The sequence below is a fragment of the Pseudomonas sp. GM80 genome, from assembly GCF_000282515.1.
Lineage (GTDB): Bacteria > Pseudomonadota > Gammaproteobacteria > Pseudomonadales > Pseudomonadaceae > Aquipseudomonas.
Window position 1 is genome coordinate 44,030 of the sequence record NZ_AKJD01000251.1, and the last position, 19,636, is coordinate 63,665.

The following is a 19,636-nucleotide window of genomic DNA, read 5'->3' on the forward strand; positions in this document are numbered from 1 at the left end:
TCCGGGTCAACCAGCGGTAATTCGCAAGCAGCGAAAAAGATATCAATAGAGTGGCGCGATGGTAGGCAGCGGACGTCAGGGCGTCAATTTTAGAAATCGACGTGATCGCGCGCGTCCTGCTCCCGGACAAGCCCCACCCGCGCAATAATCTGTAAACTCTCCCCTCTTTCGCCGCCCATCATTTCCCCGCGGCCATCACCTCTTTAATTGTTGCGGAGTCCGCCTTGCGTCTGTTTCACACCTCCGACTGGCACCTTGGGCAAAACCTGCACGGCCAGGAGCGCGATTTCGAGCACGCCTGTTTTCTCGAATGGCTGCTGGATCAACTGAAACTGGCGCAGCCGGATGTGCTGCTGATTGCCGGTGACATCTTCGACACGGTCAACCCGCCGGTCAAAGCCCAGGAACGTCTCTACGACTTCATCGTCAGCGCCCACGAGCAGCAACCGCTGCTGACCATCGTGATGATCGCCGGCAACCACGACTCCGGCTCGCGGATTGAACTGCCGGCGCCGTTGATGCGCCGTTTGCGTACGCACGCGCTGGGTCGGGTGTTGTGGCTGGATGACGGCCAGCTCGATGCCGAGCGTCTGTTGCTGCCGTTGCCCAATGCCCAAGGCGAGATCGCCGCGTGGTGCCTGGCGCTGCCGTTCCTGCGCCCGGCGGAAGTGACGGGCGCGCATCTGGGCGACAACTATTTGCGCGGCATCGGTCAGGTGCATGAATGGCTGATCGAAGCGGCCAACGCCAAGCGCCAACCCGGTCAGGCGCTGATTGCCATCAGCCATGCGCACATGGCCGGTGGCTCGGTGTCGGAAGATTCCGAGCGTAGCCTGATCATCGGCAATGCTGAAGCGCTGCCGGCCAGTCTGTTCGGGCCGAGCATCAGTTACGTCGCCCTCGGCCATTTGCACAAGCCGCAGAAGGTCAACGGTGAGGAGCGCATTCGCTACAGCGGTTCGCCGATTCCGTTGTCGTTCTCCGAGATCAAATATGAACATCAGATTCTCGACGTCCTGCTTGAGGGTGAAACCCTGATCAGCGTCGAGTCGAAACACATTCCGAGATCGGTCCAGCTACAACGCATAGGCCCGGCACCGCTGGCCGAGATCCTGCTGCAACTGGCAGACCTGCCGAACATCGACCTGCTCGCCGAAACCCAACGCCAGCCGTGGCTCGAAGTGCGCGTAACCCTCGACGAGCCGCAACCGGATCTGCGCCACCAAGTGGAAAACGCCCTGCAAGGCAAAGCCGTGCGCCTGGTGCGTATCGCCGCTGAATACGCCGGCAACCGGGGCGCTGACGGCGAGGCGGACGGCACTACGCTGATCGAACTCGACCAACTGACCCCGCAGGAGTTGTTCAGCCGCGCCTGGCTCGACAACTACGGCAACGAAGTCGATGAGCAAACGCTGAAGGACTTCGCCGAACTGCTGCAAGACGTGCAACTGGAGGGCGAGCAGCCATGAAGATTCTCGCCATTCGCTTGAAGAACCTCGCCTCATTGGCCGGGCCATTCGAGATCGATTTCACCGCTGAACCGCTGGCCAGCGCCGGGTTGTTCGCGATCACTGGCCCGACCGGCGCCGGTAAAAGCACCCTGCTCGATGCGTTGTGCCTGGCACTGTTCGGCGCCGTACCGCGCTTGAACAACACCGGCCGTGACGCCAAAGTCCCCGATGCCGACGGCGAAATCGCCACTGGCGACCCGCGCACCCTGTTGCGTCGCGGCACCGGTGAAGGCTATGCCGAAGTGGATTTTGTCGGTGTCGATGGCCGTCGCTATCGCGCGCGCTGGGAAGCCAACCGTGCCCGCGAGAAGGCCGGCGGCAAGTTGCAGGCCAGCCGTCAGAGCCTGCGCGACATCGATCAGGATCAACTGCTCGCCAGCCAGAAAGGCGAGTACAAAACCCAACTGGAAGCGGCACTGGGCCTGAACTTCGAACAGTTCACCCGCGCCGTGCTGCTGGCGCAGAGCGAGTTCAGCGCCTTCCTCAAAGCGGACGATAACGACCGTAGCGAACTGCTGGAAAAGCTCACCGACACCGCGCTGTACACCCGTCTCGGCCGCCGCGCCTTCGACAAGACCAAAGAGGCCCGCGAAGCGCACAAGCTATTGCAGGATCAGGCCACCGGCGTCACTCCGCTCGCCCCCGAAGCGCGGGCGGAACTGGATGAGCGTTTCAACGCCGCGCAACAGCACCTGAAGTTGCAGCAGGCGCAACTCAAACAGCTTGAGCAACAGCACAGCTGGCTCAAGGATTTGCGGCTGTTGCAGGATGCACAGCAAGCTGCCACCGAACAATTGCACAGCGCCCGGCAGCAATGGGAAGGTCTGGCCGGCGAACGCGTGAAGCTCAACCGCCTGGAGCAGCTCGGCCCGCAACGTCACCAGTTTGCGCGCAAAACCGAGCTCGATGCGCTGCTGACACCGTTGGCGGCACAGATTGCCGAGCACACCCGGCAGCACGCCGAACTGACTGAACGCCAGACGCAACTTGAGCAAGATCTCAGTGCGGCAAAAGTGGCCCTGAGCGAAGCGCAGCAGCGTCAGTCGGAAAATGCGCCATTGTTGCGTCAGGCTTTCGAAGAGCAAAGCACCCTCGCCCGCCTGGCCAAAGATGTCGCCGCTTGCGCTGACGCCAAAACCAACGCGCAACAGCAGTGCAGCGACGGCCAGGGCGCCATTCAAGCCTTGCAGGAAAAACAGAGCGAGGTCGCCGAACGCTTGCAGCGCATCGCTGCCGAGCTTGCGCAAAGCGCGCATCTGGCGCCGTTGAGCGATGCGTGGAATGCCTATCGCGATCGTCTGCAGCAGCTGATGCTGATCGGCAATCGCCTGAACAAGGGCCAGGCCGAACTGGCGAGCCTCGAAGAAAACGCCACGCGCAGCGCCGAAGCGTTGACCACGCAGAAGCAGCAACTTGAAGTGCTGTTCAAAGAGGCCGGCGCCGAGCCGGATGCCGTCGCCGAACAGATCGGCATCCTCGGCACGCTGTTGCAGGACAACCGCAAACAACTGCGCGCCTTCGAAGACCTGTCGCGCCTGTGGGCCAGCCAGCAGGACCTGGACAAGCGCGGGGCCGAACTGCAACAACGCCAGCTCAGCGCTCAACAGGAACGCGAGCGCCTGACGCAGGAGGGGGTGAAAAGCAAAGCCGAACTGACCGTCGCCGAGCAAACCCTCAACGTCACCCGCGAACTGCTTGAGCGCCAGCGCCTGGCGCGCAGTGCCAGTGTCGAAGAGTTGCGTGCGCAGTTGCAGGACGATCAACCGTGCCCGGTGTGTGGCAGCAATGAGCATCCGTATCACCAGCCCGAAGCACTGCTGCAAAGCCTCGGCCGTCACGATGAAAGTGAGCAGGCCAACGCCCAGCAAGTGGTCGATCAGCTCAAGGAAAAGCTCATCGAACTGCGCGCTGAAGTCGGTGGCGTCATCGCGCAGCAGAAAGAACTGCTGCAACAGCAAGAACAACTGGCGAGCCAGCAACAGGCGCTTGCGCCGAGCCTCGAAGCCCATCCGTTGTCCGCGCAGTTGCTGAACCAGGACGCCGACAAGCGCGACGCCTGGCTCCTCCGCCAGAACCAGCAGTTGAACCAGAGCATCACGCAGGACGAACAGCGCCAGAACGACCTGCTCACCCTGCAACAGGATGCCGCGCGCCTGACTCAACAGTTGCGTCAGGCGGAAACCGCACATCAACAAGCCGCGCAGCACTTGAGCAATCAGCAGCGCGAGCTGAGCAGCGACCGTCAACGCCTCGACGAGGAACTGACGGCGTTTGGCACGCTGCTACCGGCCGACACCCTTGAAGCCCTGCGCCAGGAACCGGCGGCGACGTTCATGCAACTCGACCGGCAGATCGCCGAGCGCCTGGCACAGGTCGAGCAGCAAAAGGAAGAATTGAGCGAGCAGCAGCAACGCCAGCAGACGCTGGAGAAAGAACAGGACCGACAGCTGACCCGCGTGCAGCAAGCGCAAGCGGCCGAGCAGCAATTCAACGCGCTGGCCGAACAGCAGCAAGTCTGCCAGCAGAAACTCGCGCAATTGCTTGGCGAGCACAACTGCGCCGAGCACTGGCAGCAGCAGCTGGAACACGCCGTGGAACAGGCGCGCAACGCCGAAACCGCCACGGCGCAGGAACTGCAAAGCGTGCGCACGCAGTTGGTGCAGATCGCCGCTGAGCTCAAGGCGCAGCAACAGCGTTTGCAGGCACTGGAAAGCGAGGACCAGGATCTGGCCGGCAAGATAGCCGACTGGCGCGCGCGCCATCCCGAGCTGGATGATGGCGGTCTCGAAGACTTGCTGCGAGTCGACGACGCGCAGTTCACCGAGCTGCGCCAGCGCTTGCAACTGAACGAAAAAGCCATCGAGCAAGCCACGGTCTTGTTGCAGGAACGTGAGCGGTTACTGGTCGACCATCAAGCCCAAAGCAACGGCAATCTCGACGCCGAGCAACTCGCCACGGCCCTGACGGATCTGCAGAACCAGTTCACCGTCAGCGAACAGCAATGCGCCGAACTGCGTGCCGAACAGGTCGAAGACCAGCGCCGACAGAACGCCAATCAGGCGCTGGCCCAGCAGATCGCTGATGCCTATGCCGAGTATCAGCGTTGGGCGCGGCTCAGTGCGCTGATCGGCTCCGCGACCGGCGACACCTTCCGCAAGATCGCCCAGGCCTACAACCTCGACCTGCTGGTGCATCACGCCAACGTGCAATTGCGCCAACTGGTCAAACGCTACCGCCTGAAACGCGGCGGCAGCATGCTCGGTTTGCTGGTGATGGACACCGAAATGGGTGACGAACTGCGCTCGGTGCATTCGTTGTCTGGCGGCGAGACGTTCCTCGTGTCGCTGGCGCTGGCATTGGGCCTGGCGTCGATGGCGTCGAGCACGCTGAAAATCGAATCGCTGTTTATCGACGAGGGTTTTGGCAGCCTCGATCCGGAGTCGCTGCAACTGGCGATGGATGCGCTGGACGGCTTGCAGGCGCAGGGGCGCAAGGTCGCGGTGATTTCCCACGTGCAGGAAATGCACGAACGGATTCCCGTGCAGATTCAGGTGCAGCGTCAGGGCAACGGTTTGAGCACACTGGAGGTGAAATGAACACGCTGTACTCGTTCCGCCGCTGCCCGTATGCGATGCGGGCGCGGATGGCGTTACGTTATTCGGGCGTGCCGGTGGACATCGTTGAAGTCAGCCTCAAGGCCAAACCGGCCGAGATGCTGGCGATCTCGCCCAAGGGCACGGTGCCGGTGCTGGATGCGGATGGTCGGGTGATTGATGAGAGCCTGGAGATCATGCGCTGGGCGTTGGCGCAGCATGATCCGCAGGGTTGGTTGCTGGGTGGCGATGCGCGGATTGCGGAGTTGATCGAGGCGAATGATCAAGGGTTCAAGGTGCAGTTGAATCGCTACAAGTATGCCGAGCGTTATCCGGAGCAACCGATGGAGGTTTATCGGGCTGAGGGTGCGGTGTATTTGCAGCGGTTGGAGGGGTTGCTGCAGGATCGCGATTATTTGCTGGCTGATCATCCGAGCCTGGCGGATAACGCCCTGCTGCCGTTTGTTCGGCAGTTTGCGCATGTCGATCGTGAGTGGTTTGCGCAGACGCCTTATCCGCGTCTGCAGGCTTGGTTGCACAATTTCCTCGAGTCCGACCTATTCACCTCGATCATGAAGAAATAACCCTCTCCTTCCTTCCTGCCTGATTGATCGTTCCCACGCTCCGCGTGGGAATGCCTCGAGGGACGCTCCGCGTTCCAATTGGACGCAGAGCGTCCGGGGCTGCATTCCCACGCAGAGCGTGGGAACGATCAACCCTGTGGTGAGGGGATTTATTGTGGCGAGGGGATTTATCCCCGTTCGGCTGCGAAGCAGTCGTGAAACCATTCTATGCGGTGTGTCAGGCAAATTTGAGTTGCAGGATTTGGGGCTGCTTTCGCAGCCCAACGGGGATAAATCCCCTCGCCACAATAAATTCCATCACCACAATGAATTGCGGTGTCTAGGCAAGCGCATTGCACATCCCGAGCGCCATGCAATCCACTTCGAAGGGGCCGAGGAAATTGGCGGCGGCCTTCACCGGAGGATTCCCCGCCATCAGTCCCAACGTATTCGCCCGTTCGATATTGTGCGCAATGCTGTGATTGGCCTCTATGGCCCGCGCCAGGCCGCCCACCGAGCCTTGGCCGACGCCCAATAACGAGGCGCCGTTGGTCATGACCGCCAGACTGGCGATGACCCAAAGTCTGTAGCCTTTCATGCGCCGCCAACTCCCGCGAGTTCCGCCCGGTCGACCATCACGCTTTGCGAGCGGACTTCAAACTGGATGCCGGGGTGGGCGACGTCGATCGGCGCGTCGAAGGTGTGTTCCATCTGCGAGGCGATGCTGACGACCAACACCACGGCCAGGTAAAGACCGATGGTCAGGTAGGCGCCGCGTTTGGCTGAATGAAGGATTGCGCTGGCCATGGTGTTCTCCGTGGGCATGTTTCGATGGCCACAGAATCGATCAAAAAAGCCGGGGTAACCACTCAGGGTTTGCCATAGTGAACATCAGCTTCGTTGATTATTTAGCCGGTCTATTTGCGCCGTTGAGAAAACCTATGACGCTACGAAACGCACACGAGGGCGACGATCAACACGCGCACAAACATGTAGGAGCTGCCGAAGGCTGCGATCTTTTGACGTTTAAGATCAAAAGATCGCAGCCTTCGGCAGCTCCTACAGGGGAGTTGTGTGCAGGCGTTCAGTGTTGGGTTTTGTGATCCAGAGCAGCGTAGAAGTTGGCGCTCTGTTGCAGGTATTTTTGGGTGTAGCTCTGGGTGTGGGATTTTTTGCTGGCGATTTCAACGTTGGCACCGGCTGGCAGCACCACGGTGGCGGAGATGGCGGAAGCGGCGATAACGGAGAAGAGATTGAAGTTCATGGCGGTAACCCTCGTGTTCGGTTGGCTTGCTTGCCCGGTTGGGCTGTGAAGCAAACTTAACGCTCGAGGGTTGATCGCTTGAAATGCTTTGTAGCATTACCGGATATCAGCGCGATTAATACAAAGAGACAGGCCCCGTAAAACGGGGCCTGTGGCTTATTGTCGCACTAGAAACTTCAGATCGCTCGGGGCGTCCATTGGCAGTTTCTGCACGGTTTTGCCGAGCAGACCGGTCTTGCTGTCGCGTTCAACGACGACAATCTGGTTGCTCTTCTGGTTGGCAATCAGCAAGAACTTGCCGCTCGGATCGAGGCTGAATTCGCGCGGGTGATCACCTTCCACCGAACGCTTTTGCAGCTCTTTGAGCTGGGCGGTCGCCGGATCGATGCTGAACACCACCAGTTGATTGGCAGTGCCACGGTTGCTGACGTAGAGGAACTTGCCATCCGCCGAGGTGTGCAGCGCAGCGCCGGCCTTGTCCGAGGTCGGCTGGCCGGCAGCCAGGTCAACCAGTTGCGTCTGGGTCAGCACGCCGTCGTTGTAATCGAACACCGCAACCTGCGCGCTCATTTCCATGCTCAGCCAGGCGTGTTTACCGTCAGCACTGAACAGCAGATGACGCGGGCCGCTGCCGGCCGGCAAGGCAACCGAGGCGGTTTTCGCCGGGGTCAGCGGCAAGTCCGGGTTGGCTTTCGGATCGAATTGGTAAATGAAGACCTTGTCCGCGCCCAGGTCATTGGAGAACACGTAGCGACCGTCCGGCGAGGAAACTGTCGAGTGCACGTGGTTCGAGGCCTGGCGCTCAGGATTGACCCGACTCGCCGGGTGCGCGCTCATTTGCACGACGGGTTTGAGTTTGCCGTCGGCACCGACCGGCAACACCGCCAGCGTTCCACCCGGATCTTCCATCACCGAATAGTTACTCACGAACAAATGGCTGGCGTCAGCGCTGAGGCTCGAATGGGTCGGCTCGTTGCCTAGGCTCTGCACTTGATTGATCAGGGTCAGGGCGTGGGTTTTCGGATCGATCGAATAGCTGCTGACGCGGCCGACCGGGTCTTTCTGGCCCGGGCCGTTTTCATTGACCACGAACAGGCGATGCTGGTCTTTGGACAGGGTCAGCCACGACGGGTTTTCGCTCTTGACCACTTGCAGCGGCTTGGCCTCGATCTGGCCAGTGGCGCTGTCGAAGTTCATGCGATAGATGCCCTGGCTGGTGCCGGCGGTGTAGGAGCCGACCAGCAACTGGAAGTTCTCGGCGGACGCCGTGGACAGGCCCATGGCGCCGACGCTGCCGGCCATCAGCAGCGGCCAGAATTTACGCATTTTCATCAGTGTCATCCTCGTCGTCGCTGCTGCTGACGACATCGCCATGGCAAACCAGGCGGTGTTCGCCGATCGCTTTGGTTTCATTGAAATAGCCGACGATCAACCAGCTCTGCAGCGAGTCATCAAACGTCGCCGCTGCCACCTGGGCCGGGGTGAATTCCCAATGCTTGGCCGCGCGGCCGTCGATGCATTCGATGTGCAGGTTGTCGTCTTCGTCGAGGGCAAATTCGAAGGCATGCAGGCCGTCGATTTCGACCATACCGCAGTGTTCGAGGGCGTTGAGAAGGGTTTGGGCAGTCATGGCAAACAGTCTTTCTAGGGGGGAAAGGGCCAATGATAGCTCATGGCGCCCCACTCCCCCTGTAGGAGCTGCCGAAGGCTGCGATCTTTTGATTTTGTTTTTAAGATCAAGATCAAAAGATCGCAGCCTTCAGCAGCTCCTACAGGGGTGTTTTTCAGAGGGCTTCGCGGCTAGGTTTGCCGTCGACCAGGCGCTGGATGCGCAATGGGTTGGCGTTTTTCAGCGGCTCGGGCAACAAGCTGTCCGGGTAGTTCTGGAAGCACACCGGGCGCAGGAAACGGTCGATGGCCAGCGTGCCGACGGAGGTGCCGCGCGCATCGGACGTTGCCGGGTATGGCCCGCCGTGGACCATCGAATCGCACACTTCGACACCGGTCGGATAGCCGTTGAGCAGAATGCGCCCGACCTTCTGTTCCAGCAGCGGCGTCAGTTCGGCGAAGCGCTCGAAGTCCGCCAGCTCACCGATAATCGTCGCCGTCAGTTGCCCATGCAGGCCGTGCAGCGCGGCGCTGAGTTGGGCTTTGTCGGCCACTTCAACAATCACCGTGGTCGGGCCGAACACTTCTTCCTGGAGCACTTCATCGCCATCGATCAACAGGCTGGCATCCGCCTTGAACAACTGCGGCTGCGCCTGATTGCCTTGCTGTGGATTGCCGGCCAGATGCTCGATGCCAGGATGCGCCATCAGTTTCTGCAAGCCTTTGCCGTAGCTGCCGAGGGTGCCAGCGTTGAGCATGGTTTGCGCCGGTTGATCACCGATCAAACCAGCGACCTGCTGCACGAACGCGCTGAACTCTGGCGAGCGAATCCCGATGACCAGACCCGGATTGGTACAGAACTGACCGCAGCCCTGCACCACCGAGGCGGTCAAATCGCGGGCGATGGTTTCGGATCGCTCGGCCAGTGCCTGCGGCAAAACGATCACCGGGTTGATGCTCGACATCTCGGCGAACACCGGGATCGGCTGGGGGCGCGCGGCAGCCATGTCGCACAGCGCACGACCCCCCTTGAGCGAACCGGTGAAACCGACCGCCTGAATCGCCGGGTGCTTGACCAGCCATTCACCGACGCCACCGCCGTAGATCATATTGAACACGCCCGCCGGCATCGCGGTTTTTTCCGCTGCGCGGATCAGTGCATCGGCGACCAGTTCTGCTGTCGCCATGTGACCGCTGTGGGCCTTGAACACTACTGGGCAACCGGCGGCCAATGCCGACGCGGTGTCGCCGCCAGCGGTGGAAAAGGCCAATGGAAAGTTGCTCGCGCCGAACACCGCTACAGGGCCGAGGCCGATGCGGTATTGACGCAGATCCGGACGTGGCAACGGCTGACGATCCGGCAACGGCAAATCAATTCGTGCACCGTAAAAATCGCCGCGACGCAGCACTTTGGCAAACAAGCGCATTTGCCCGCTGGTACGCCCGCGCTCCCCCTGAATACGACCGGCCGGCAACGCGGTTTCGCGGCAGACCACGGCAACGAAGTCATCACCCAGCGCGTCCAGCTCATCGGCAATCGCGTCGAGAAACTGCGCGCGGCGTTCGGCGCTGAGGCTGCGATAGGCCGGGTACGCGGCAGCGGCGGCTTTGGCGGCGGCGTCGACTTCTTCAACCGTGGCCTGAATGAAATCGTGGGGCAGTTGTTCGCCCGTGGTGGCGTCGACCGATTGCAGTTTTACATTGCCAGCGGCACTGCGCTGACCGCCGATGTAGTTGTGACCGAGAATCTGAGTCATGGGATCTCCTTAAAGGGTGCCGATGCTGTCCGGTTCAAACGCCGCTGGTACCGGGACGATGCCGTTGACCAGCGGTGCGCCGAATTCGGCCTGGCTGATTTCGAAGACGTCGCCCGGCTGGGTGCGGATGCCATCGGCAAACGACAGGGTCGCGGTGCCGAAGAAATGGATGTGCACGTCGCCGGGACGCAGGAACTGGCTGTACTTGAAGTGGTGGTATTCGAGGTTGGCGAGACTGTGGCACATGTTCGCCTCGCCGCTGAGAAACTCGTTCTGCCAGAGCACTTCGCCGTCACGCAGGATGCGACTGCTGCCGGCAAGGTGTTGAGGCAATTGACCGGTGCGAAGTTCCGGACCATAACTGCAGCTGCGCAATTTCGAGTGCGCGAGGTACAGGTAATTCTTGCGCTCCATGACGTGGTCGGAGAACTCGTTGCCGACCGCAAAGCCCAGTCGATAAGGCTTGCCGTCGTTGCCGATGAGGTAGAGGCCGGCCATTTCTGGCTCCTCGCCGGCGTCTTCGGCAAACGGCGGTACCGGGAACGGCTGGCCGGGGCGGACGACGATGCTGCCATCGCCTTTATAGAACCATTCCGGTTGCACACCGGCCTGCCCCGCCGCCGGTTTACCGCCCTCCACGCCCCATTTGAAGATACGCATGGTGTCAGTCATCGTCGCTTCGTCGCCGGCTTGCTGGTGCATCTTGTCGCGCGCCGAAGCGCTGCCCAGATGGGTCAGGCCGGTGCCGCTGATCAGCATGTGCGCCGGGTCCGGGTGGTCGAGTGGCGGCAGGATGCGCAGTTGTGACAGCAGTTCGGCGTAGTCGTGGCTGATGCCGAGGCCCAAGGTTTGCACTTGCTGCTCAAGGGTGTTGCCGGCCTCGATCGCGGCCAGGGCCAGATCGCGCACTGTGCGGGCGTCCTGCACTTCGCGCACCAGACCGTTGTCGACCACGCCGACGCGGCGTTCGCGGTTGCTTAATTCGAATTGAACCAGATGCATATGTCCTCTCCTTTCTACAAAACTTCGAAACACTGCAAAACCCTGTGGGAGCTGGCTTGCCAGCGATGGCAATCTGTCTGACACATTGATGTTGGATGTGCCGCCGTCATCGCTGGCAAGCCAGCTCCCACAGGTTTAGTGGTGATTGGTGGTTGGGTTTCAGGTACGGGTTGCACCGCGGGCGCTGGCGGCGAATTGGTCAACCGGCAGCACGTGTTTGCGTTCCAGCACACGGTAGACGATGCCGGTCAGGATCAAGCCGAACACCATCACCCCCGAGAGGAAGTACAGCCCTGACGCCAGATTGCCGGTGTATTCCTTCAACGCACCAATCACGAACGGCCCGATGTACCCGCCGAGATTGCCCACCGAATTGATCAAGGCAATCCCCGCCGCCGCACTCGCACCGGCAAAGAACCGCCCCGGCAAGGTCCAGAACACCGCCGTGCAGGAAAACAGCGCAAACGCCACCAGACATAATGCCGCCAGTTGCGCCACCGGCAACGACAGCCAAGCGCTCATGAACAGACCAATCGCGCCCAGCACATAAAGCACGGCGAGGTGCCCGTAACGATCATTCAAACGGTCAGAACTGCGCGGCACGATCAGCAGACCGATGATCCCGAAGATGTACGGCACCGATGAGACGAAACCGGTGACCAGATCGCTGCCACCGAACTGTTTGATCAGCGTCGGCAACCACAAACCCAAGCCATAAATGCTCAACGTCACCGGCAGGTAAAACAGCGCCAGCAGCAACACGCGTTTGTCTTTCAGCGCATGCAGCGGGTTGCCGTGGCGGGTCTGGCCGTATTCCTGCAGATCCTTTTTCAGTTCACCGGTAAGCCAGTCTTTTTCCGCCTGATCCATCCATTTCACTTGCTGCGGACCGTCCGGCAACCAGCGCAACACCGGCCAGGTCAGCAGGATCGCCGGGGTGCCGATGACGATGAACAGCCACTGCCAGCCGTGCAGGCCGAGCACGCCGTCCATGCCGAGCAAACCGCCGGACACAGGGCCGGTGATCATCATCGCGATGGGCTGGGAAAGAATGAACAGCCCCAGAATCTTGCCGCGGTGGCGTACCGGGAACCATTGGGTGATGTAGTAGAGAACGCCGGGGAAGAACCCCGCCTCGGCCGCGCCGAGCAGAAAGCGCATCACGTAGAAACTGTGCGGGCCCTGGACGAAGGCCATGCCGATGGTGATGGCGCCCCAGGTGATCATGATTCGCGCGAACCAGCGCCGTGCGCCGAAGCGTTCGAGCATCAGGTTGCTGGGGATTTCCAGGAGGAAGTAGCCAATGAAGAACAGTCCGGCGCCGAGGCCGTAAGCCGCATCGCCGATGCCGATGTCGGCGCCCATGTGCAGCTTGGCGAAGCCAACGGCGGAGCGATCCACATAGGCGATCAGGTACAGCAGGATCAGGAAGGGAATCAGTTTCAGCGTAATGCGCCGTATCAGCCGCAGTTCCTGGCTCATGAGATCGGTCTCCGATTGTTGTTTTTATAGAACCTCGGGGGACGCCTCTCACGGTAAACCGCCAGGGCCATCCCTCCGTCGAAAACGACTATATAGTAATACTAATTCACCAACAACACTTCCAAACCTAGGATTTTGAGCTTAGATTAAGCCGTAGCTGGAACACTATAGTCATACAATAAGAGAATCGATCATGTCTGATAAGAAACCCACCCTGCGCTCCGCCCAATGGTTTGGCACGGCCGACAAGAACGGCTTCATGTACCGCAGCTGGATGAAGAATCAGGGCATCGCCGACCACCAGTTCCATGGCAAGCCGATCATCGGCATCTGCAATACCTGGTCGGAACTGACCCCGTGCAATGCGCACTTCCGCCAGATCGCGGAGCACGTCAAACGCGGGGTGATCGAGGCCGGTGGTTTTCCAGTGGAATTCCCGGTGTTCTCCAACGGCGAATCGAACCTGCGCCCGACCGCCATGCTCACCCGCAACCTGGCGAGCATGGACGTCGAAGAAGCGATTCGCGGCAACCCGATTGACGGCGTGGTACTGCTGACCGGTTGCGACAAAACCACCCCGGCGCTGCTGATGGGCGCGGCCAGTTGCGACGTGCCGGCGATTGTCGTGACCGGCGGGCCGATGCTCAACGGCAAGCACAAGGGCAAGGACATCGGCTCGGGCACTGTGGTCTGGCAGCTCAGCGAACAGGTCAAGGCTGGCACCATCACCATCGACGATTTCCTTGCAGCCGAGGGCGGCATGTCGCGTTCGGCGGGCACCTGCAACACCATGGGCACCGCGTCGACCATGGCGTGCATGGCTGAAGCACTCGGCACTTCGCTGCCGCACAACGCGGCGATTCCGGCGGTGGATGCGCGACGTTATGTGTTGGCGCACATGTCCGGCATGCGCGCGGTGGAGATGGTGCGCGAAGACCTTCGTCTATCGAAGATCCTCACTAAGGAAGCCTTCGAAAACGCTATTCGGGTTAACGCGGCCATCGGTGGTTCGACCAACGCGGTGATTCACTTGAAAGCCATCGCCGGGCGCATCGGTGTCGAGCTGGATCTGGATGACTGGACGCGCATGGGGCGCGGCATGCCGACCATTGTCGACCTGCAACCGTCCGGACGTTTCCTGATGGAGGAGTTCTATTACGCCGGTGGTTTACCAGCGGTGCTGCGCCGTCTCGGTGAAGCCAATCTGATTCCTCATCCGAATGCGTTGACAGTGAACGGCAAGTCGATCGGCGAGAACACCAAGGACGCGCCGATCTATGGCGAAGACGAGGTGATCCGCACGCTCGACAATCCGATTCGCGCCGACGGCGGAATTTGTGTGTTGCGCGGCAATCTGGCGCCGCTCGGTGCAGTGCTCAAGCCGTCCGCCGCCACGCCGGAACTGATGCAGCATCGCGGCCGTGCGGTGGTGTTCGAGAACTTCGACATGTACAAGGCGCGGATCAATGATCCGGAGCTGGATGTCGACAAAGATTCGATTCTGGTAATGAAGAACTGCGGGCCGAAGGGTTATCCGGGCATGGCCGAAGTCGGCAACATGGGTTTACCGGCAAAGCTGTTGGCGCAGGGTGTGACGGACATGGTGCGTATCTCCGATGCACGGATGAGCGGCACCGCGTACGGCACGGTGGTTTTGCACGTGGCGCCGGAAGCGGCGGCTGGCGGGCCTTTGGCGACGGTGAAGGAAGGCGACTGGATCGAGCTGGATTGCGCGACCGGGCGTCTGCACCTGGATATTCCGGATGCCGAACTGGCGGCGCGCATGGCAGATTTGCAACCGCCGCAGCAATTGTTGGTGGGTGGGTATCGTCAGTTGTACATCGACCATGTGCTGCAGGCGGATCAGGGCTGTGACTTTGACTTCCTGGTCGGTTGCCGAGGGGCTGAAGTGCCGCGCCATTCCCATTAAGAGCAAAAGATTGCAGCCTTCGGCAGCTCCTACATTGGAATGCATTCCCCTGTAGGAGTGAGCCTGCTCGCGATTGCGGTGTGTCAGTCAGCAATTGTTCAGCTGACACACCGCAATCGCGAGCAGGCTCACTCCTACATTTGCTTTTGTGTACTCCCTCAAGTTTGTCTGGTGCCTGCTATGATGCGCGGCATCTCCATCGCTCAGGATCGCGCCGTTCCCCATGGATTACCGCAAACCCTCCGACCGCAAAAGCATGCACTCGCGCATCGTCCAGGAACTGGGCATGCAGATCGTCTCCGGACGCTTCAAGCCCGACGACAAACTGCCCGCCGAAGCCTTGCTCTGCGAGGAGTACGCGGTCAGCCGGCCGGTGTTGCGTGAAGCCACGCGGGTGTTGGTGGCCAAAGGTCTGGTGTATTCCAGGCCGCGTGTGGGAACAGTGGTCAAGGCACGCCGCGAATGGCACATGCTCGACCCGGACGTACTGCATTGGCTGATGCAAAGCAGCCCGCAGAATGAATTTTTCAATGTGCTGACGAGTGTGCGCAGCATTATTGAACCGGCCGCCGCTGCCCTCGCTGCTCAGCACGCGACCGATGCCGATATCGCCGCCATTGGTGAGGCGTATCAGCGCATGGAAGCGGCGCCGACGCCAGAAGCGTTGTTGCAGCCGGACCTGGATTTCCACAGCCGGATTGCCGATGCGACACACAACGATTTGCTGGCGAATCTGTGCAACATGCTCTCGGTGGCGATTGCCGAGGCGTTGAAGCATTCGAATCAGCGGCCGAATCTGCATGAGCTGGCGTTGCCGCGGCACAAAGCAATTCTGACCGCCATCGAAAACCGTGATGCCCTTGGCGCTCGCCACGCAACGCTGGTGCAGCTGGATGATGCGCGCAGTGCGCTCAGCGTCGTGCTTGGCACAGAACTCTCCTGAACACAAAAAAACCTGTGGGAGCTGGCTTGCCAGCGATGAGGGCTTAACATTCAACACTGATGTTGGCTGATAAGTCCGCTATCGCTGGCAAGCCAGCTCCCACAGGGTTTTGTGTGGATCATAAAATGTAAAAAAGCCGCAACCCTAGGTTGCGGCTTTGTCGTTTCAGCCCTTCAGATCAGTGGGCAAACAGCGAATTACCCTTCTGCCCCGCCAGTTTCTCCGGCTTGATCAGGAACTTCGCCAGTGCCGGCAGCAGCCACAGCGCACCGAACATGTTCCACAGCAGCATGAAGGTCAGCATCAGCCCCATATCGGCCTGGAACTTGATCGCCGAGAAGATCCACGTGCACACGCCAATCGCCAGGCACAGGCCGGTGAACAGCACCGCTTTACCTGTGGATTTCAGCGTCTGGTAATAGGCTTCCTGCAATGGCAGCCCTGCACGCAGGAAACTTTCCAGGCGGCTGTAAATATAGATGCCGTAGTCGACACCAATGCCCACACCCAGCGCCACCACCGGCAGCGTCGCGACTTTCACGCCGATGCCCATGAACGCCATCAGCGCGTTGCCGAGTACCGAAGTCAGCACCAGCGGCAGGACGATGCACAAGGTCGCGGCCCACGAACGGAAGGTGATCATGCACATCACCGCCACGCAGATGTACACCAGAATCAGGATGGTCAGCTCAGCCTGTTTGATGACTTCGTTGGTGGCCGCTTCGATCCCGGCGTTGCCGGCGGCGAGGATGAATTCCAGGCCGTCCTTGTTGTTGTCCTTGGCGAACTCCTGCACCGCGTGAACGGCACGATCGAGGGTTTCAGCCTTGTGGTCGTTGAGGAACACCAGCACCGGTGCCAGCGAGCAACTGTTGTTGTACAGGCCATCGGCACGAGCAATCGAGTTGTTCAGCACGTCCGGGTTGCGCGACAGGGTTTCCCACTTCAGGTTGCCCTCGTTCATGCCCTTGATCATCTGCTTGGACACGGTCACCAGCGAGATCGCCGATTGCACGCCCTCGGTGTTCTGCATTTTCCACATCAGTTCGTCGATCGGCGCCATGGCTTCGTAGCGTGAGCAGCCTTCCGACTTAGTCTTGACCATCACCACCAACACGTCGGAACTGGTCGAGTAGTTGTTGATGATGAAGTTGTTGTCCTTGTTGTAGCGCGAGTCCGGACGCAGTTCCGGTGCGCCCTGGTCGAGGTCGCCGATTTTCAGGTTCTGGCTGTACCAGAGGCCGCCACCGAAGGCGATCAGCGCCAGCACTACCGAGATGCGTGCAACTTTCGGGTTGGCGAAGTTCGACAGCAAGCGCCAGAAAGGATGTTCGCGATTCGCGTCTTTCTTGCTCTTGGCGATGGCGCGCTTGCTGATGCCGACATAAGAAATGGCGACCGGCAGCAGGATCAGGTTGGTGAACACGATCACCGCCACACCGATCGACGCGCCAATGGCCAGTTCACGGATCACGCCGATGTCGATGATCAGCAGCGTGATGAAGCCCACCGCATCCGCGAGAATCGCGATCATCCCCGGCAGGAACAGCTGCCGGAAGGTGCGCCGCGCTGCGGTCAGGGCGTTGTCGGCCTCGCTTGATTGCAAGGCGATACCGTTGATCTTCTGCACGCCGTGAGAAATACCGATGGCGAAAATCAGGAACGGCACCAGCATCGAATAGGGATCGAGCCCGAAACCGAAGAAGTGCATCAAACCAAGCTGCCAGACCACCGCCACCAGCGTCGTACTCAGTACCGCGATGGTGCTGCGCACGCAGTTGGTGAACCACAACAGCAGGATCAGGGTGATGACAAAGGCGATGCCGAAGAACAGCACCACCATCACCAGACCGTCGATCAAGTCGCCGACTTTCTTGGCGAAACCGACGATGTGGATCTTGATGTTGGGGTTTTGCGCTTCGAACTTGTTGCGGATCTTGTCTTCGAGTTCATGGGAGAACTGGCGGTAGTCCAGCGCCAGCAACTTGCCCTGATCCTGCGGGTCCGGGTAGGACTCCAGCAGCGGAATGTCGACGATGCTCGACTTGAAGTCGTTGGACACCAGACGCCCGACCTGGCCGGACTTGAGCACGTTGTTGCGCAGCAGATCGAGGCTGTCCTGCGAGCCGTTGTAGCTCTGCGGGATCACTTCACCGCCGGCAAAACCCTCTTCGGTCACTTCGGTCCAGCGTACGCTCGGGCTCCACAGCGACTTCAGGCCGGAACGGTCGACACCGGAGATGTAGAACACCTCGTCGTTGATCTGACGCAGGGTCTCCATGTATTCCTTGGAGAAGATGTCGCCGTCGGTGGCTTCGACCGAAATGCGCACGGTGTTGCCAAGGTTCGCCAGATCGTTGCGGTGCTCCATCATCTTCTCGATGAACGGATGCTTGAGCGGGATCATTTTTTCGAAACTGGTCGACGGCCGGATCAGCGTCGCCTGCCAGAACAGGAAAATGCTCACCACCAGACAGATCAGGATTACTGCCGGGCGGTTGTTGAAAATCAGGCGCTCAAGAAACGTCGCCTTTTCCTGCTGAGGAGTGATCAAGGAAGTCATAGCCCCGCCTTCTTATTATTAACTTCGGCGCCGTTTGGCTGGGTCGTGTGCAGGCCACCCTGCCCGGTCAGAATCAGGTTGCCGTCGCCGGCCGCGGTGACGGAAGACAGCGAGATGCGATCCGGACGGTTGAACACACTGAAGGTCTCGCCGTTGTCGCTGCTGCTGATCACCGAGCCGCCGTTGCCGACGATCACAATCGAGCCGTCCGGCAGCAAGGTTGCGCCAGACAGGCCGAACTCCAGCGCACCGCGCGCGGCTTTCAGTTCGACCTGCTCCCAGCTGCTGCCGAAATCGGTAGAGCGGTAGAGGTTGCCGCGCAACCCATAGGCCAACAAGGTTTGTGGCTGGGCCGTGCCGATCACGCCGAATAGCGAACCTTCGTACGGGCCTTCGAGTTTTTCCCAAGTCTGGCCGTCGTCGGCGGAGCGGAACATGCTGCCCGACTCGCCGACGATGAACAGCCCGGCATCCTTCACCGCCGCGATGGCGTTGAGGTGGAACTGGTCTTCGTTGTCGAGGCGATCGCTGACGTCTTGCCAATTCTTGCCGCCGTCGGTGGTTTCCAACAGCGCACCATAAGCGCCCACGGCGAAGCCGCTGTTGACGTCCTTGAACCAGACATCGAGCAGCGGCGATTCACGTTTGAGGTCTTCAAATTGCTTGGTCCAGGTCAGACCGCCGTCTGCGCTGGCGAGGATTTGTGCGTCATGCCCGACCGCCCAGCCGTGTTTGTCGTCGACAAAATACACGGCGGTCAGCAGTTGCCGGCTCGGCACCTTGGCCTGGGTCCAGGTTTTGCCCTGATCATCGGAATAAAGGATGTGCCCGCGATCCCCGACCGCCACCAGCCGGGTTCCGGCGTGGACAACATCGAGAATCAGGCTCTTCGCGGCTTTGCCGGATTCGGTGGCATAGACCACGTCGGCTGGGGCCTCGGCGGCGATCACCGGTGCCGATAACGTGGCCAGACCCAGCATGGACAGTGCTGTAGCCAGCAACGCGGTGTTGCGTAACGCCGGCGGGCGGCAACGACTCATAGACCTTCCCCTCTTTATTATTGTTAGGCCATCTGGCCTTCAAGGGCGCCGCAAGTGTGCTCCGCTGATGGCTGCTCAGGAGCATAGTCCTGAAACCCGCAATCCAGAGCCACTTCGGAAGCTGGCTCATCCTATCGGGCTTTCGAAACGTCTGACAATCGGCGCCACGTTATCTTTTGTTAACCGCACGGGCTGAACGCATCCCCCTGAAGGAGCTGACGAGTGAAACGAGGCTGCGATCTTTTGATCCTGGTCTTTAAAGATCAAAAGATCGCAGCGTGCCGCAGCTCCTACAGGGATTTCGCGTTGTGATGACGGAGGATTCGTCGGATGGATGAGGGGAATCTTGCGGAGGGGACTTGCACGATCGGTATTATGGT

15 protein-coding genes are annotated in these 19,636 nt (G+C 60.3%); 5 read left to right on the forward strand and 10 right to left on the reverse strand.

The genetic code is table 11. The features are described from left to right. Nucleotides 1-224: 224 nt before the first annotated feature. From PMI37_RS28745 to PMI37_RS28755, 3 genes are read left to right on the forward strand one after another with little or no spacing between them, the layout of a single operon-like run. A complete protein-coding gene (locus PMI37_RS28745; RefSeq protein WP_008088019.1) occupies nucleotides 225-1,469 on the forward strand; it encodes an exonuclease SbcCD subunit D C-terminal domain-containing protein in 1,245 nt (414 codons plus the stop codon). Beyond that, complete coding sequence (locus tag PMI37_RS28750; protein WP_008088020.1) at nucleotides 1,466-5,107, forward strand: SbcC/MukB-like Walker B domain-containing protein; 3,642 nt, start codon at nucleotides 1,466-1,468, stop codon at nucleotides 5,105-5,107. Before PMI37_RS28745 ends, PMI37_RS28750 begins: the two co-directional genes overlap by 4 nt. Beyond that, nucleotides 5,104-5,688, forward strand: a complete 585-nt coding sequence (locus tag PMI37_RS28755; RefSeq protein WP_008088021.1) for a glutathione S-transferase — start codon at nucleotides 5,104-5,106, stop codon at nucleotides 5,686-5,688. The genes PMI37_RS28750 and PMI37_RS28755 overlap by 4 nt, the downstream gene beginning before the upstream one ends. Before the next feature lie 319 nt (nucleotides 5,689-6,007). Here PMI37_RS28755 and PMI37_RS28760 read toward each other — a convergent pair whose 3' ends face one another. From PMI37_RS28760 to PMI37_RS28795, 8 genes are all read right to left on the reverse strand, one after another. After that, a complete protein-coding gene (locus PMI37_RS28760; protein WP_008088022.1) occupies nucleotides 6,008-6,265 on the reverse strand; it encodes a hypothetical protein in 258 nt (85 codons plus the stop codon). Next, nucleotides 6,262-6,474 carry a hypothetical protein gene (locus PMI37_RS28765; RefSeq protein ID WP_008088023.1) on the reverse strand — a complete coding sequence of 71 codons (213 nt, stop codon included), beginning with the start codon at nucleotides 6,472-6,474 and terminating at the stop codon, nucleotides 6,262-6,264. The genes PMI37_RS28760 and PMI37_RS28765 overlap by 4 nt, the downstream gene beginning before the upstream one ends. Before the next feature lie 277 nt (nucleotides 6,475-6,751). Then, nucleotides 6,752-6,931 (reverse strand): hypothetical protein, encoded by a 180-nt coding sequence (locus PMI37_RS28770; protein WP_008088024.1) that lies wholly within the window; start codon nucleotides 6,929-6,931, stop codon nucleotides 6,752-6,754. A 156-nt stretch (nucleotides 6,932-7,087) separates the two neighbouring features. Beyond that, complete coding sequence (locus tag PMI37_RS28775) at nucleotides 7,088-8,263, reverse strand: lactonase family protein (protein WP_008088025.1); 1,176 nt, start codon at nucleotides 8,261-8,263, stop codon at nucleotides 7,088-7,090. Continuing rightward, the gene (locus PMI37_RS28780) at nucleotides 8,250-8,561 is read right to left on the reverse strand and encodes a DUF5629 family protein (RefSeq protein ID WP_008088034.1); all 312 of its coding nucleotides are present in this window, start codon (nucleotides 8,559-8,561) and stop codon (nucleotides 8,250-8,252) included. Before PMI37_RS28780 ends, PMI37_RS28775 begins: the two co-directional genes overlap by 14 nt. A 154-nt stretch (nucleotides 8,562-8,715) precedes the next feature. Further along, the gene (locus PMI37_RS28785) at nucleotides 8,716-10,296 is read right to left on the reverse strand and encodes an aldehyde dehydrogenase (NADP(+)) (protein WP_008088036.1); all 1,581 of its coding nucleotides are present in this window, start codon (nucleotides 10,294-10,296) and stop codon (nucleotides 8,716-8,718) included. A 9-nt stretch (nucleotides 10,297-10,305) separates the two neighbouring features. Next, the gene (gene araD1 / locus PMI37_RS28790) at nucleotides 10,306-11,298 is read right to left on the reverse strand and encodes an AraD1 family protein (protein ID WP_008088038.1); all 993 of its coding nucleotides are present in this window, start codon (nucleotides 11,296-11,298) and stop codon (nucleotides 10,306-10,308) included. 159 nt (nucleotides 11,299-11,457) lie between these two features. Then, a complete protein-coding gene (locus PMI37_RS28795; RefSeq protein ID WP_008088041.1) occupies nucleotides 11,458-12,780 on the reverse strand; it encodes an MFS transporter in 1,323 nt (440 codons plus the stop codon). Between the two features lie 193 nt (nucleotides 12,781-12,973). On the opposite strand from PMI37_RS28795, the gene PMI37_RS28800 reads away from it, so the two are divergent. Next, entirely contained in the window at nucleotides 12,974-14,710 is a 1,737-nt protein-coding gene (locus PMI37_RS28800) for an IlvD/Edd family dehydratase (protein WP_008088043.1), read from the forward strand. A gap of 223 nt (nucleotides 14,711-14,933) precedes the next feature. Then, nucleotides 14,934-15,653, forward strand: coding sequence for a FadR/GntR family transcriptional regulator (locus PMI37_RS28805; RefSeq protein WP_008088045.1), 720 nt, complete (start codon nucleotides 14,934-14,936; stop codon nucleotides 15,651-15,653). A 178-nt stretch (nucleotides 15,654-15,831) separates the two neighbouring features. On the opposite strand, the gene PMI37_RS28810 is transcribed toward PMI37_RS28805, so the two are convergent. Continuing rightward, nucleotides 15,832-18,216, reverse strand: a complete 2,385-nt coding sequence (locus PMI37_RS28810; protein WP_008088046.1) for an efflux RND transporter permease subunit — start codon at nucleotides 18,214-18,216, stop codon at nucleotides 15,832-15,834. Further along, nucleotides 18,213-19,256: a WD40/YVTN/BNR-like repeat-containing protein gene (locus PMI37_RS28815; protein ID WP_008088047.1), complete on the reverse strand. Its 1,044-nt coding sequence runs from the start codon at nucleotides 19,254-19,256 to the stop codon at nucleotides 18,213-18,215. Before PMI37_RS28815 ends, PMI37_RS28810 begins: the two co-directional genes overlap by 4 nt. Nucleotides 19,257-19,636 lie beyond the last annotated feature (380 nt).